This is a genomic window from Pseudobdellovibrionaceae bacterium, assembly GCA_020635075.1.
In the GTDB taxonomy this organism is placed as follows: Bacteria; Bdellovibrionota; Bdellovibrionia; order Bdellovibrionales; family UBA1609; genus JADZEO01.
Genome location: JACKAM010000001.1, coordinates 1421775 through 1436852 on the forward strand (window position 1 = coordinate 1421775; position 15078 = coordinate 1436852).

Annotated in this window: 13 protein-coding genes; 2 read left to right on the forward strand and 11 right to left on the reverse strand. The window is 52.4% G+C overall.

Features of this window, described 5'->3' with window-relative positions:
- Positions 1-32 precede the first annotated feature (32 nt).
- From mtaB to H6624_06200, 3 genes are read right to left on the reverse strand one after another with little or no spacing between them, the layout of a single operon-like run.
- Positions 33-1367, reverse strand: a complete 1335-nt coding sequence (mtaB, locus tag H6624_06190) for a tRNA (N(6)-L-threonylcarbamoyladenosine(37)-C(2))-methylthiotransferase MtaB (GenBank protein MCB9083913.1) — start codon at positions 1365-1367, stop codon at positions 33-35.
- Entirely contained in the window at positions 1364-2467 is a 1104-nt protein-coding gene (mnmA, locus tag H6624_06195) for a tRNA 2-thiouridine(34) synthase MnmA (protein MCB9083914.1), read from the reverse strand. The genes mtaB and mnmA overlap by 4 nt, the downstream gene beginning before the upstream one ends.
- Positions 2467-3678 (reverse strand): cysteine desulfurase, encoded by a 1212-nt coding sequence (locus H6624_06200; GenBank protein ID MCB9083915.1) that lies wholly within the window; start codon positions 3676-3678, stop codon positions 2467-2469. Before H6624_06200 ends, mnmA begins: the two co-directional genes overlap by 1 nt.
- An 89-nt stretch (positions 3679-3767) precedes the next feature.
- On the opposite strand from H6624_06200, the gene H6624_06205 reads away from it, so the two are divergent.
- Positions 3768-5516: a hypothetical protein gene (locus H6624_06205; protein MCB9083916.1), complete on the forward strand. Its 1749-nt coding sequence runs from the start codon at positions 3768-3770 to the stop codon at positions 5514-5516.
- Here the strand turns inward: H6624_06205 and tsaE are convergent.
- The 8 genes from tsaE to H6624_06245 form a co-directional block, all read right to left on the reverse strand.
- Entirely contained in the window at positions 5497-5958 is a 462-nt protein-coding gene (gene tsaE, locus H6624_06210) for a tRNA (adenosine(37)-N6)-threonylcarbamoyltransferase complex ATPase subunit type 1 TsaE (GenBank protein ID MCB9083917.1), read from the reverse strand. The two genes, H6624_06205 and tsaE, sit on opposite strands and share 20 nt — an antisense overlap.
- Before the next feature lie 10 nt (positions 5959-5968).
- A complete protein-coding gene (locus H6624_06215) occupies positions 5969-7483 on the reverse strand; it encodes an NAD(P)H-hydrate dehydratase (GenBank protein ID MCB9083918.1) in 1515 nt (504 codons plus the stop codon).
- 3 nt (positions 7484-7486) lie between these two features.
- Entirely contained in the window at positions 7487-8848 is a 1362-nt protein-coding gene (locus H6624_06220; protein ID MCB9083919.1) for a phosphoglucosamine mutase, read from the reverse strand.
- Positions 8849-8931: 83 nt separating this feature from the next.
- A complete protein-coding gene (locus H6624_06225) occupies positions 8932-9351 on the reverse strand; it encodes a hypothetical protein (GenBank protein ID MCB9083920.1) in 420 nt (139 codons plus the stop codon).
- Complete coding sequence (locus H6624_06230) at positions 9348-10151, reverse strand: TIGR00159 family protein (protein MCB9083921.1); 804 nt, start codon at positions 10149-10151, stop codon at positions 9348-9350. Before H6624_06230 ends, H6624_06225 begins: the two co-directional genes overlap by 4 nt.
- Positions 10152-10164: 13 nt before the next feature.
- Positions 10165-12147, reverse strand: a complete 1983-nt coding sequence (locus H6624_06235; GenBank protein ID MCB9083922.1) for an ATP-dependent metallopeptidase FtsH/Yme1/Tma family protein — start codon at positions 12145-12147, stop codon at positions 10165-10167.
- 67 nt (positions 12148-12214) lie between these two features.
- Positions 12215-13264, reverse strand: coding sequence for a tRNA lysidine(34) synthetase TilS (gene tilS / locus H6624_06240; GenBank protein ID MCB9083923.1), 1050 nt, complete (start codon positions 13262-13264; stop codon positions 12215-12217).
- A complete protein-coding gene (locus tag H6624_06245) occupies positions 13246-13752 on the reverse strand; it encodes a hypothetical protein (protein ID MCB9083924.1) in 507 nt (168 codons plus the stop codon). Before H6624_06245 ends, tilS begins: the two co-directional genes overlap by 19 nt.
- 284 nt (positions 13753-14036) lie before the next feature.
- Here H6624_06245 and H6624_06250 point away from each other — a divergent pair, with 284 nt between their 5' ends.
- On the forward strand, positions 14037-15062 hold the full coding sequence (locus tag H6624_06250) for a hypothetical protein (protein MCB9083925.1): 1026 nt from the start codon (positions 14037-14039) through the stop codon (positions 15060-15062).
- Positions 15063-15078 lie beyond the last annotated feature (16 nt).

A 15078-nucleotide genomic window follows, 5' to 3' on the forward strand; every position in this document is an offset into this window, starting at 1 on the left:
TTGGCCCAACAATTCGTCCTTCATACCGCACTTTAGTGCGTTGCGTCAATCTCCACTTGTCCTCTCAGGCAGCCCTCCATGCGCCCCTGATCCGAGTGATCATAGCCCAGAATTCGGACACTTAGCTCTTGTCCCGGGCTCAGCGAGGGACCTTCAATTTGCACCGGCCAGTAATCCCGGCTCAAGCCCTGGGCCCCCTGCCCTGCCAATGTCAGGACCTTTTTAAGGCTGCCAATTTGGGCCAGAGCTTCACAGGCGTAGCGATCACTCGACAGTTCCCTTAGATCTTTGGACCGCGCCATGATTTCAGCTCTTTGCAGACGATCTGGCAGCCGAGCCGCATAGGTTCCCGGCCGCTCACTATATGGGAAGACATGAATCCGTGTCCAGGGAAGAGCGCGCAGGCGATCAAGTGTTTCCTTAAAATCTTCAGGAGTTTCGCCGGGAAATCCGGCGATCACGTCCATGCCCACAAACACGCCGGGGACCCGATCGTAAATCTGCTGCAAGGAGGTCTCCACATCTTTCGCCGTGTACTGCCTTTTCATGTCGTGAAGGATTTTTCCGCAAGCACTCTGGATAGACATATGAAAGTGAGGACACATGCGCGGGTCCTGATAGATTTCCAAAAGCTCATCACTGACTTCAAGTGGCTCCAGGCTTGATACCCGTATTCGGCCCATTTGTGTGCGCTTCAAGATTTCCTTTAACAAAACCTCGGGACCTGCCTGACTGCCGTACTTTTCATCCAGGTAGTCACCGATATGAACACCGGTAAGGACCACTTCACCCACGCCCTGGGACTCCAATTCCTGAATTCGCCGGACCAAAGTGTCCAGCGGCAGACTGCGACTTTTACCTCTGGCAAAGGGAATCACACAGTAAGTGCAAAAGGAGTTGCAGCCGTCCTGGATTTTGAGAAAAGTCCGGGTGTGCTGGCTTTCCAGCCCCCCGCCTTCTTCCAGATCTAATTTTTTGAAGATATTGGACTTGAAAATCCTCTCCTTGAGCTGTCCTGAATAGTGTTGGCGAATCAAATCTTCCAACTGACCCTTGTGGGAGTTGGCAACAATCAAATCGGCGCCTTTCATTCCAGCAAAGCGATCCGTATCCACTTGGGCGGCGCAGCCAGTGACCACCACCAAAGCCAGAGGGTCTTTAGCCTTAATACGCCTGATCCACCGCTGAGCCTCTTTTGTTGCTTCTGCTGTCACCGCACAGGTATTCAGAATATGGACGTGGGGGGCCTCCCCTCCTCGGGCAAAGCCAGCGGTACTGAGACGCTTTTCCAAAAGGCCCGTATCGTAAGTGTTAACCTTACAGCCAAAGGTGTGAATAGCGTATCGGGTCGATGACGGATGGCTCATTCAATCCACCCTCCGCCCAAAAGCTGCTGCCCGCGATAAAAGACAGCTGCTTGTCCCGGGGTGATGGCCCTTTGTGGCTCATCAAAACGCACAACGATGTCGCCGCTCACCTGGGGCATCAGCTCAGCCATGGCACCTTTATGTTGAAAACGAATCTTGCAGCGCAACTTCTCCCCCTCTTTCCATGTGTCCAACCAGGTGGGGTTGGTAATGGTCATGACTGAGGAGTAGAGATGAGATTCATCACCCAACCACACGCTTTGATCTTCAGCATCGATCTTGACCACGTAAATGGGGTCGCCAACGGCAACCCCAAGACCCTTGCGTTGGCCATAAGTGAATTGATGAATTCCCTGATGTTTGCCGAGAACCTCTCCGCCCGGAAAGCGTTTGATCAGACCGGGTTTAAGTTGATCTTTAGGCACCTGACTTTCAATAAAATGGGCATAACCGGATTTACCAATAAAACAAATGCCGGTGGAATCCTTTTTTTGCGCTACACACAGTCCCCGGTCCTCAGCATACTGGCGAAGATCGCCCTTTTTCCACGTGCCGACGGGAAACAACAAGTAAGGGAGAATCTCCCTATTGAGAGTGAAAAGAAAATAAGTCTGATCCTTCCAATCATCCTCACTGGTGATGATCTGAGGCTGCCCCTCAGAGCCGGTCTGCAGTGTTGCGTAGTGACCCGTGGCCAGGAACTGACAGTCCAGCTCCTTCATCTTCTGCACCAAGTGGTCAAACTTCAGGTAAGTGTTGCAGTTCACACATGGAACCGGAGTGCGACCCTGCAGATAGGCACCAACAAAATCATCAATCACTTGGGACTTAAACTTGGCCTCGCAGTTCATCACGTAAAAGGGAATGTTCAACTTGTCCGCCACAGCCCGGGCATCATCCACGTCAATGCTTGAGCAACAGGTGCCGTGTCCTTCCTGAATCTCACAACTGTCGGCGGAGTAATCCCACACCTGCATCGTGACACCCACTACATCGTATCCCTGATCAACAAGTAAAGATGCGGCCACAGAAGAGTCCACTCCACCACTCATGGCAACCAGGACCCGCCCTTTTTGGTTAGGTGCATTCTGGGCATTCATTACTCAGCCCCTTCTGCATGCAGCGATCGCAATCGGTCCACAGTTTCCTTGAGGGCATCAACAAACTGGTTAATGTCTTCGCATGTCGTTCCCCAGCCCAAACTCACACGCAGGGTACTTTGGGCCTCTTCACGACTCAGTCCCATTGCCAGCAGCACAGGACTGGGCTCGGGATTGCCAGCGCTACAGGCTGCCCCGGTTGAGACCGCAAAACCTTTCATGTCCAAGTTCATCAGTAAGGTTTCCCCGTCGATCCCAGGGATTAAAACACAGGATGTGTTAGGTAGACGCTTCCCTTCTCGGCCGGTGACGGAAGTTCCTGTGATTTCTTTTGTAATCCGACTCTCCAAATGGTCACGAAGGTCCTTCGTCTCCCCCGCCCGCTGTTCCACCTCACTCTTAAAGCGCGCCATCCAGCCCATGGAAGCAATGGAAAGCACATTTTCTGTTCCTGCTCGTCTCCCCCGCTCCTGCCCACCGCCATGGATGAGACTCTCCAAATGAACACCCTTGCTGGCATAGAGAAAGCCACCACCCTTGAGCCCGTAGAACTTGTGCCCGGAAAAAGAGGCCAGATCCACCTCCCACTTTTTCACATCAACCACCGCCTTGCCCAGAGCTTGAACGCCATCACAATGAAAGAGGGCTCCCACCTCATGAGCCATCTTGGCCATCTTTTTGACAGGAAATATATTCCCGGTTTCGTTGTTGGCATACATGACCGAAACTAAGCTGGTTTGTTCATTGAGAAGTTCATCATAGGCCATCAGGTCGATCTGCCCATCGCGATCCACGGGGATAACATGAACATCCGCTCCCTGCCGGGCGATATACTCCATTGTCTTACGCACGCTGGGATGCTCAACGGCACTCATCAAGAATCGAGGACGGTCACTCAATCGCTGACCGGAAAAATCATTTAATCGGCGAGAATCAAAAACACCCTTGATGGCCAGATTGTTGGCCTCGCTACCCCCACTGGTAAAGATGATTTCCAGAGGGTCAGACCCAACCAAGGCCGCAACATTTTGCCGAGCCTCCCGCAGTAGCGTTTTGGGGCCTCGACCATCCCAGTGAATGGATGAGGGGTTCCCCCACCTGGAGCACCAAACCACCAACTCATCTCCTAGACCTTGAGCCAGAGGAGTCGTCGCATTGTGATCCAGGTAAATCCGGTCTGGATGATGGAGAGCAAATGGATTGGGACTCATAGTGCGCCGCACGCTACCATAGGTCCAGTAGTGACTCAAGATGGTTTCTAACCTCAAGAGAATGCGTCCGTTTTCCGAAAAATGAGGTGATGAGTGATACAAAAGCTTGGGCTCAGCCATTTCAAGTTTCCAGTGAAACCTACGCCGATTGGGGCCAACAAGCTCCCAGTGACCGGGATTTCACCTATTGGTGCCTGGAGACAGGCCGACTCAGTGAAGGTCAGTACCTGAACTGGGCCAGGGAGCACTATGGCCTTGCCTCTCTGGAACCTGAGTTTTTTCAAACCTCACCAGATTTGGTTCTCTGGAGCCGGGTCGCCGCCGAGGGCAACTGGTACGAGTGGATGCTACCCGTGGGAGAGTGGGAAGGCGTCGTTTTCGTCGCCTGTGTGGAACCTCCCCGACAGGTCGATTGGGACTTTCCCGTCCGCTTTGTTCTCGCTCCGGCCTCGGGGTTACGCGTAGCCTGGCAGCTTCTCCAACAACATTCTCAACCAGCCATCAAACTGGGTGATGCGGGTGCGGTCACCACCGCAAAACTCATTGTTGATCAGGACACCCCAGCTCCGCCAAAAAAGCCAACTCCAGGTGCTGCAAGCGATGGGGATGCCTCAATTCCCACCGCTCGGCTGGTGATTGACAAGGACGAGGAGAAAACCCAGGAAGATTTATTTCCTGAATTGCCCCCTGAAAAAGAAGCCACTCCACCTTCATTGGAAGGCCTGGACCCATCCGTGTTGACCAAACTCGGGATCAAGCCAGAGGAGGAAGACAGTGGCAAGTTGAATCTCAAGGCCTCAGCAAATGGGGGTTCCCCTGAAATCCTCAAAGGTATGCCCGGAGTCGGCGAAGATGATAAGGCTGACGCTGAAGAACCTCATGGCTTTACCTTGAGTCACAGTTTGAACCAGTACTTGGTCAACTCCCAAACTGGTTCAGATTCAAGTGTGGTGAAGTTAGATACCACTGCCGGCACTTCCATTCCCGAAGTCACTCCCCCTCCCCCGGCTGAGGCCGTGAGTGAAGAAACCGCCGAGGGTGTTGTTCTTAGTGTTGATGACGAAATTGAAGATGTGATCGATGCAGAAGTGGGTGCCCAAGTGGTTGCCGTGACCAGCGACGCCCCCCCTGCGACCGAGGCCACGCCTGAGGAACAACCTATGTTTGCTCAGGACGAAATTCCCACCGCCATCATTGAGGCGGCAAAATTAAAGGAAGAGGAAGCCAAAAGAGCTCTAGCTGAAGCTCAGGACGCAACCGCAGACGGAATTGAGGAAGAGGTCACCAAAGATGCCCCCCTCCCACCACCAGAAGCAATGGCCCAGGCACAAAGCACTCCTGGAGTGACTGCAGTTGAGTGCAATTTGCCAGCGCCACCAATGAGTCTCGCTGCCGCAAAGAGCGAAGACCAGGTAGCCTCTTATGTCTTTCAGCAGCTGCGCGACAAATTTGAGAAATCCATGATTTTGCTTTTTGAAGGCACCAAAATTCGCCCCTGGAAGTGGGACTCCCCGTGGGTGGCCACACTACCCAGTGCTGCTGATGCCTTCGACATCAGTAAAGCCTGTGTTTTTCGCGTGGTCCGCCGCACCCGCCTTCCTTATCATGGCTATTTGGTCAAAAATGAAATCAATGAGAACTTCTTTAGGCTATGGGGTCACTCAGAATTACCCGATCACGTGACTATCTGCCCGATTCAATACGACTCTCATCTGGTGGGAATGCTCCTCAGCGTGGGTGACAAAAAATGTGATACCCCCCAGCATCTCAGCCACTCAGAGAGAATCACCATTCAACTGTCTGAAGCCATGCAAAAGGTCAATTCGAGCGCGGCCTAAGCTCAAGCAAATTCACAGACCGTCTTTGCGACTCCTGACCTTCATCAATAAAAGCCAGGTCCACCTGCCGCAGGGTCCAGCCGGGGGGAAGATAGTCGGAGTCCAATCGCTCCGCCCACTCAATGATGATCAAGCCCCGAGGTTCAAGGAAGAAATCCCAGAAGCCTGTTGATTCCAAGTCCTGCTCATCTTCCAGACGATACAAATCAACGTGATCGATACGTCTGTCTATAACCTCGTAACAGTTGTGAATAGCAAAACTCGGGGAGCAGGCCTCGTGGGCACCCAGGGCTTCAACCAAATACCTCACCAACTGGGTCTTTCCCACCCCAACCGGACCAGTAAGTAACAGAACCTCCCGGTCGGACAAACTCGGAACCAGAACCTGTTGGACCCACTCTCTGTACTGATCAAGATTTTCGATGATTTTTGGACCGGACATCAACATCTCTTTACAACACTAAAGTTCCGCCGGCAATACGTCCGATCAAGCTGGGCAAATGATCCCTTAAATCTGACGCCATCAGAGTTCGGCGGTCATGGCCAATGCGCACCCACTCGTCGGCCAGGCGGCCGTGAATGTAGGCGGCCGTGGCTGTGGCCTGAAGTGGTTCCAGGCCCTGAGCCATAAAGCCACCAATCATTCCGGTGAGCACGTCTCCGGTACCGGCCTTGGCCAAGGCGGAGTTTCCAGCATTGATCACCATACAGCGACCATCATTGGCAACCACGCTGCGAAAGCCTTTTAGCAATACATGACATCCGGCTGTCTCGGAGCCCTCAAGCGCGGATTGAAAACGGTTGTTTTCCAGTTGGACCACATCTTTTTTAAGAATCCGCGCCAGCTCGCCCATATGGGGTGTCAGTACCCAGTTGCAGGGAAGAGGAAACAACTCAAACTGAACACAAGTGGTGATGGCATCGGCATCCAAAACCACGCCGGGCAAATCCATGCCTTTAAGCCGCTCAATCACATCTGCTGTTTCACGACTGACGCCTAAGCCTGGCCCCACCGCTGCCGCAGTAATCTTTTTTTGCCACAGTTCCTCTGAGTCGATCTTGCCCGTGAGAATCTCAGGGGATTCCAAAATATTCTCTGCCGGCGATTCGAAACTGGCCCAAGTCACATATCCCGTACCCATCCGATAAGCACTTGATGAGGCCAGGAGACCAGCCCCCCACATCCCCTCACGCCCAGCTAACACCAGCAGATGCCCATGATCCGACTTGTTTGAGGTTTCCAGCCGGCGCGGCAAATAGCGGCGCGCCAGCCTTTCGGTAAAGGCAAAGTGACTGGTGGCGACCCCTCTCAGAGACTCATAGGGAAAACCGATAGGGAGAATTCTCAATTTTCCCACATGTCTGGGGCCATCGGAGACAAAAAAACCAGGCTTGGCCAAGCCAAAGGACAAGGTCATGTCTGCCTTGATCACCTGACCCTTCACCACACCTGTGTCACAGTCCAAACCACTGGGGCAGTCCAAAGACACCACCGGTACGCGACAGGAATTCATGATCTCCACAAGTTTGAGGTAATCACTTTCTATCGGTCGAGACAGGCCGATACCAAACAGGGCATCCACAATGAGGGCTGAGGAACGGATTTGCTCCATCTTTTCCGGATGATCACAGAGGTTCACATGACGAATCCCTGCCAAGTCCACCCGTGACAGTTGGCGGGTAAAAAGCTCTGAGCGGCTCTCCTGAGGAGCCAAGACAAAAACAATCAAATCCCGATGTCCAGCTGCATGAAGGTGGCGGGCCAAGACCAAACCATCGCCCCCGTTATTTCCCGGGCCACAGACCACACTTAATAATCCGCGCTTGAGATCCGGATAATAAGACTGATCCAGTTCGCGGGCCGCTGTGGCTCCAGCCGACTCCATCAAAATTTCAGCAGGTAAGCCGTAGACCGTTTGCGAGAGTTCATCAATTTCCCGACTCTGGGCTACGGTGGCAAGACGCATCCTTTATCCCAACTCCTTTTGCAGAAAGCTGGCGATCTGCTCAGCATACTGACCGATTTCCTTTTTATTCTGCCCTTCAACCAAGACACGAACAACGGGCTCGGTTCCAGAAAAACGCACGTAGGTGCGCCCTGAACCTTCCAGTTTGTGATTGATGTCATCCATCATGTTTCGATAGCCGGGAATCGATTCCAAATCCTTGCGCACACTCACCCGGGTGTTAATGAGAACCTGAGGAACGTCTTTCATGAGCTTGGTGAGGTCGCTCAACTTCTTCTTTTCCTGAAGCATAACAGCCAGCACGTGAAGGGCTGCCACGCAACCATCGCCCGTGGTGCTGTGCTCAAGTGAAATAATGTGACCACTTTGCTCTCCACCCAAGGTGTAACCATGATTGCGCATTTCCTCGACCACATACTTGTCACCCACATCGGTGCGCACCAAATTGATTCCATGTTCTTTGAGAGCCAATTCAAGGCCCACATTGCTCATGTGAGTGGCGACGATAGTGTTATCTGGCAAGGCTCTCTTTTTCGCCAAGTGAATCCCACAGATGGCCAAGATGTGATCGCCATTTACGATTTGCCCTTTGTCATCCACCATAATCACCCGGTCGCCGTCCCCATCAAGACTAATACCCACGTCGGCCCGGTACTTCACCACTGCATTGCAGGTTTTCTCAGGGAACAACGCTCCCGTTTTTTCATTGATATTAAATCCATTGGGTCGATCGCCCAATAGAATCACCTCGGCCCCCAACTCCTCAAAAACGGCAGGAGCCACTTTGTAGCCGGCACCACTGGCACAGTCCAAAACAATGCGAACACCGTCGAGCGTAAGATCCAAGGGGAAGGTGTTTTTGACATAGACGATGTAGCGCCCGGCCGCATCGTCGATGCGCTTGGCGCGGCCAATGGCATTGCCGTCAGCCAGATGAGAGTTTAGGTCCACATCCCGGACCAGGCGTTCAATTTCCTTCTCCATTTCACCGGAAATCTTGAAACCATCTGCACCAAAAATCTTAATACCGTTATCGAAATAAGCATTATGAGACGCTGAAATGACCACGCCAGCATCAGCCCTCATGTTGCGAGCCAAAAAACCAATCCCGGGTGTCGGCAGAGGACCTACCAATTGGGTCCACACACCCATGCTATTAAGACCAGCGGACAATGCCTGCTCCACCATATAACCACTCAAGCGGGTGTCTTTACCAATCATCACCATGCGATGTTTAACTCGACGACTGCTCGGCTGCTGGCGCAAAACATAGCCAAGGGCCTGCCCGACCCGGAGCACGATGTCCGGAGTCATGGGGAATCGATTGGCGGTTCCTCGAATTCCATCCGTTCCGAAAAGGCTCATGTCTCCGGAGGCTGAGGCCGTCTTTTCCTTCTTGCCTTCGCCTGCCAATTTGCCCGTACCATTGCCCTTGGTTGACTTGCCCATTATTGACCTGTCCTTCCCTTACGAGGGTTCTCCCTGAGTTGCACGACAATTGTTTTAGGAGAAACTGAGATCACTTTCAAGCCTACTGGCAAATCCATATTGCTGTTTTTTAAGTTTATCCGGTGCTTCCCGGGGTCACTATCAAACAAATCCACCGTATAGGACTGGTCACTCTGGGCAAACTTCTTGAGCACCATTCTTGGCCCCGAGAGCTGCACCCTCACCTTCTTGCGGATCTGGTTGGTAATAACATGGTTGGGGCGAACCAAGATCTCCAGGTCCATGTCCTTGTTGACCACGGAGTTTTTGCGCCCCAGGATGGTGACCCACAGAACCAGTGTCACAAAAAGGGCGACGATCTTGTAGCTCGTGTCTTCGCCGATGTGCTTTTTGATTTTGCCTTTGACCGGACCAATCATGCCAGGCTCCGCTCAACTCGCAGTTTTAGGCCAAAACTGTCATAGAGCATTTGTCTGACGGCGGCGTGGTCCAACTCCGGCTGTAGCTGGCCACCATGGACCACACCTACGGACTTGTTTTCCTCACTCACCACCAACACCAGGGCATCGGTTTCTTCAGTCAAACCAATCGCCGCCCGATGACGGGTCCCCAAATTTCGATCCAACACCGGATTTTTACTCAAAGGCAAAAAACAGCCTGCCGAATAGAGCCGACCTTCGCGCACCACCAGAGCCCCATCATGAAGCGGGCTCGCTGGGTGAAAGAGCGACGTGATGGTCTCGCTGTTGACGATAGCATCCAGCTTGGTGCCCATTTCCACAAAGTAATCTAGAGCAATCTCCCTTTCGATGACGATCAGAGCACCGTAGCCCTTTTGCGCGAGAAGTATGACTGCCTTTGCCAGCTCCTCCACAATGTGAGTCTCTTCAAGCCGACTAGCTCCAGATAGAAAAGGGTTGGAGCCAATCTGGGCCAGAGCCTGACGAATCTCCGTCTGAAAAAGAATAACGACAATCAAAAAGAGATTGGAGAAGAACTTCTCAAGAAGCCAATTGAAGGTCATCAGCTCAAGCCAGATACTCACCAGATAGGCAATGGCCAAGATCCCCAGGCCACTGAGAATCTGTACGGCGCCAGAGCGCTTGGTGAGATGGAGAACTCTGTAGACCACCACCCAGACGAGAAACAGATCCACCAAATCCATCAGGCGGAGCTGAGAGAAAATCATCATGATGTTGTCTACAAAATTTTGAAGAATGGGCACTGCCTTACTACGCGGTTACTGGACCCGGATTTCCGACCGGGTCACGGTCGTCATCTTCCTCTTTGGCCTTTTCTTCCTCGACCAATTTCTTCTTTGCTTCTTCCTCTTCGGCAGCTTTGCGCTCCTGAACCAGCTTTTCCTGCTTCATTCCGCGCCTTTCATTGATTTCTTGTAGGCCTCCGCCTTTAACAATGATCTCGACCTCTTCCCCGTCAATGGTCTCGTGCTCCAAGAGAGCCTCTGCCATGCGATGAAGAACATCGATGTTGTCATTCAGAACCTTCTTGGCCAACTCGTAGCCTTCCATCACCAGGCGGTAGACCTCTTTGTCGATCTCCTCAGCCTTAGCATCGGAGTAGTCCCTCTGCTGCGAGGACTGCATACCCAAGAAAACTGGACCTTCTCGTCTCTCCAGGGCCAACGGACCCAGCTTCGAACTCATCCCCCACTCACAGACCATTCGTCGAGCTAGCTCTGTAGCTCTTTCAATGTCATTTCCAGCTCCCGTGGTATAGTCCTGAAAGACCAATTCTTCAGCAGCTCGACCTCCAAACAAAAACGCAATCATGGACTCAGCCTTCTTTTTGGAAAGATTCAACTGATCTTCCTCAGGAAGAGTCTGGGTCAAGCCAAGGGCCATTCCCCGAGGGATAATGGTGACTTTGTGAATGGGATCCAGATCAGGAACCTTTTTCCCCACCAAAGTATGGCCGGCTTCATGGTAGGCGGTGATCTTTCGGTCTTTCTCACTGATCACCATCGACTTACGCTCGGAGCCCATCATCACTTTGTCTTTAGCCTTCTCAAAATCCTCTTGTTCAATCTTGGGCTTATTTTCACGAGCTGCCTGCAATGCGGCCTCATTGACGAGGTTTTCCAGGTCCGCACCCGAGAATCCGGGGGTACCACGTGCAATGCGATCCAGATTCACTTCAGCCGACAATGGTGTCTTGCGGGTATGTACTTCAAGGATCTTTCGACGACCTTTGAGATCAGGCTTATTCACCACCACTCGGCGATCAAATCGTCCCGGACGCAACAGGGCTGGATCCAAAACATCGGGCCGATTGGTGGCAGCAATCAGAATCACGCCTTCGTTACTTTCAAATCCATCCATCTCGACAAGAAGCTGGTTCAGTGTTTGTTCGCGCTCATCATGACCTCCACCCATTCCGGCACCCCGATGGCGTCCGACGGCGTCAATCTCATCGATAAAAATCAAGCAGGGGGCATTTTTCTTTCCTTGTTCAAACAGATCGCGCACACGACTGGCACCCACACCGACAAACATTTCCACAAAGTCCGAACCCGAAATAGTGAAGAAGGGAACATTGGCTTCACCAGCGACGGCACGACCCAAAAGAGTTTTTCCCGTTCCAGGAGGGCCCACCAGCAGAACGCCTTTGGGAATACGTCCGCCCAAGCGGGTGAACTTTTTAGGCTCTTTCAAAAATGCCACAATCTCCTGCAAATCCTCTTTGGCCTCTTCCACGCCTGCCACATCTTTGAAAGTCACCTTGTTTTTGTTTTCCGTCAAAAGCCGAGCCCGGCTTTTGCCAAAACTCATGGCCTTGCCACCTCCGACCTGGATTTGACGCATGAAGAACATGAACATTCCGATGATGATTATCAAAGGAAGCCAATTCAAAAACACGGATGTCATCAGGGAATTGTCGGAACCTATATACTTGGGGGTAATACCATTCTCGCGAACAATTTTGAAACCTTCGGAGTCAGTATTACCCAAAATCTGAAAGTGACGCCCAGAGTATTTGTCTTTGTACTCGGTGCGCACATCGCCTTCAATTTCACCGGTGTCTTTGTTGAAGGTGACCGACTCAATCTCACCGGCTTCAAGGGCTTTGAGAAACTTAGGATAATCAAAATCGCGAATCAGAGTATGGCGTTGGGCCTCGTACATTTGAAACAACAAGATCGCAACAACGATGAGCATTGCCCAAAGAGCCATGGTTTTTTGAGGTGAACGCATTCTGATTTATCCTTTCGCAAATTCCCGAAAAAGCCTCAATTTAGAATACCATCCGCACTCTGAGGCCTCAATTGATTCCTGGCTCGCCTTCGGGCCGGAAGGCTCTGATTTGCTCCGCATTAACAAACCAGTCCCACTTCAATACTGTAAACCTGAGTTCACGCCGTGAACTGTCAAGACGTTTGATAATTTCTTCCACATGACTTTGGCCGTAACCTTTGACTCCCAGTCGACGCAGGTAAGAGGCGATGGTTCTTTTCTTCTGTTCACGAGTCATCTCCAGGTACTTTCGTCGGTCCAGCACCCGAACTCCCATCTCCGACTCTCCCAGATCATCCTCACCCTCATTGGCAATTAGCTCAAGTGACCGCGCCAGGGTGGCAACAGCGGAACGACGTCTCTTCTCCAAAGCCGGCAACCACTCGTGGCGCAGCCAATTGCGCAGGGGATCTACCTGCTGATTACTGGGATCCTCGACCCAAGTCAGCGAACAAGACTTGCCATATTCACTCACTTGCTGACGAGAGAGGCCAATCAAGGGGCGCAACAAAATTCCGTCACAGAGCCCCATGGCTCTCAGGCCCTTCAGCCCTGATCCCCTTATAAGGCGTATCATTCGCGTCTCCAAGAGATCGTCCTGGTGGTGCGCGGTGAGAGTGAAGGTTCTTTGTCCCTTCTGCGCTTGCAGCTCGCTTCTCCAAGTTTCCAAGAGGCCGTGGCGAAAATCCCTGAGCTCATCTTCGGATTTGAGAGGGGACCGTGGGGAGACCAGCCACTTCATGCGCCAACTTTTGCTGTGCCAATTGTGAGGACAGACATTGGAGTACAGCCTGAGTCCTAGCCGTTGACTCTCTCGGGCCACCAACTCCCAAGCCTGGCGGCGAAAGCGACCCTTTTTTCCTCCCGCAGGCCCATGGTGGACGTGGGCCACGGCCAGTTCCACTTTAAGAACGGCACTCACCCGAGTCATGAGATGGAGTAAGGTCATAGAGTCGCGACCACCGGACACCGCCAAAAGCAAAACGGCCCCATTGAGTTCCAAGGGCCGTAGCTGTCGAATCACCTGATGTTCAAAGGCGTTGAGAGAAGTTTTTTTCTTTAATAATACAGTCGCCATCCTTCAACAAAACACCCGCCGGGTTTGCAAATCACCGACTGCGGGGCGCCTCCTCGCAAATGAATTTCCCAGCCCTTATCACGGCAGTTGTTATCAATACAAGTCAGGCGAGCTGTGGTTCCGTTGACCTGACGTACTGTCCATCCATAGGTCAAACAATCGGATTCACCTTCCTGACCCTGGTGACAGGTGGCCCAAGCGAGCACGCGACCATTGAGATCCACGGCTTCCCAGCCCTCGACCCAACAGCCTCCACCGAGACAACGGTTAAGATAGGTCTGACCACTAAAGCCGGTTTCGTACCAACCCTTGTTGCGGCAATCAAAATCAACACACTCGACGGATGCCCTGGCCAGACTCTTGGTGTCGCGCATTCGCCAGCCTTCGGTGAAGCAATCCTGAGCCACACAGCTCACATCAATTGACGCCTGTGCTGACCAGGCGGTGAGCAAAAATACCAGCCATGTCGTTATCCGCAAAACATTCATGTGTCCCCTCCCTGAGTCCATCTTTTCCCCATCCTAACGTCCACCCACAGGGGCTTCCAGGGAAATCCCCGACTAGATCAATGCGTTATTGAGGGCTTTTGCGGGAAGAAAGACCCTGGCGCCTTCTGGTGTTCCCTCATTCATCACTTTAGGCAGCTGTCAGCAATTCTCGTCACTACCCATCTGGGGACCACAAACAGGCTCCGCCGGGTCTGGTAAATACTTGATTTTACGGGTTAATATCTACTGTTCTTGGCCCTGGAATTGCTCTTCCCAATATTAGGATGAAAAAGCCTCTTGCTCTTCTATTCCGACTTTTAATTATTTTGCCCCTTATGGTGGCCGGGCCGGCCTTTGCCTCAGAAAAGCAAGAAGCCGTGAACCAACTGATGTCCCTCAAGCAAGACAATCACAGAAAACTACGAGAAGTGGATACCCGAGTGCGAAGTCTCCTCAACACCCACAAGGAAATGGACCTGGAAGAGGCCGCCACCAGCAGTAAAGCCAGCCGGGCCTTCAAGGCCTTTGAAGGCGAAATGGAAGTGCTCATGGCCCAACGCAAAGAGCGGATTCTGCGCCAAGACTTTCTCGATCGCTTGCTCTTCCAAATCGACAGCAAATATGGCGGGGGGGATTTGCGTGATTTCCTGCAGAATACCCTTCTCGAAATGTCTCTCACCGAGGCCACCTCCCCTGCAGGAGAATCCCCCTTGTGGCGATTTCTCACTTACCTGAGCTTGGCCATTAAGACTCTACCCGAGAGGAACGAAAATATTCTGTCCTTTGTCGAAGGCTACATGGAGTTTTCGACCTTATCCCACCCGGTGCGACCAGACCAATTCGTGAGTCTTCGCCATTATACCAATGGGGCCACCAGTCTGCCCGGGCGTCCTGTCGACAAGGCTGAGGTGGGTGATGCGGTTGAAGCAAAACTGCTGCGCCTGGAAAAACAAAAAGTCCTTGAGCAGGCGACAAAAAAGTTTGAGGAACGACAGCCCTTGTTGAAATCCCCGACTCTCAAGGCCGATGTCCCAGAGCCGGAAAAGGAAAATCCTGAACTCACTCCCCACCCAGAGGAACAACCGGATGTGGAAATGCGCTACCGGTTGAGCGAGGAGTTTCAACTCATGCCCCAGGCGGGAGAGAAGTCGCCTCCCTCCGAAGTGGGGAACTTACCGCCAACTGGTCTGCCTGAAAAGTTCGCTCCTCAGGGCGCGGCTGATGAACTCAAGGTCGAATTGATCCCTAAAAAGGGGGTTGAGATTCCCAGCCAAAAGGAGCCCAAGGCTTCTGGCACAGGGCTGCGCTAGCTCCAGCAATATTCAC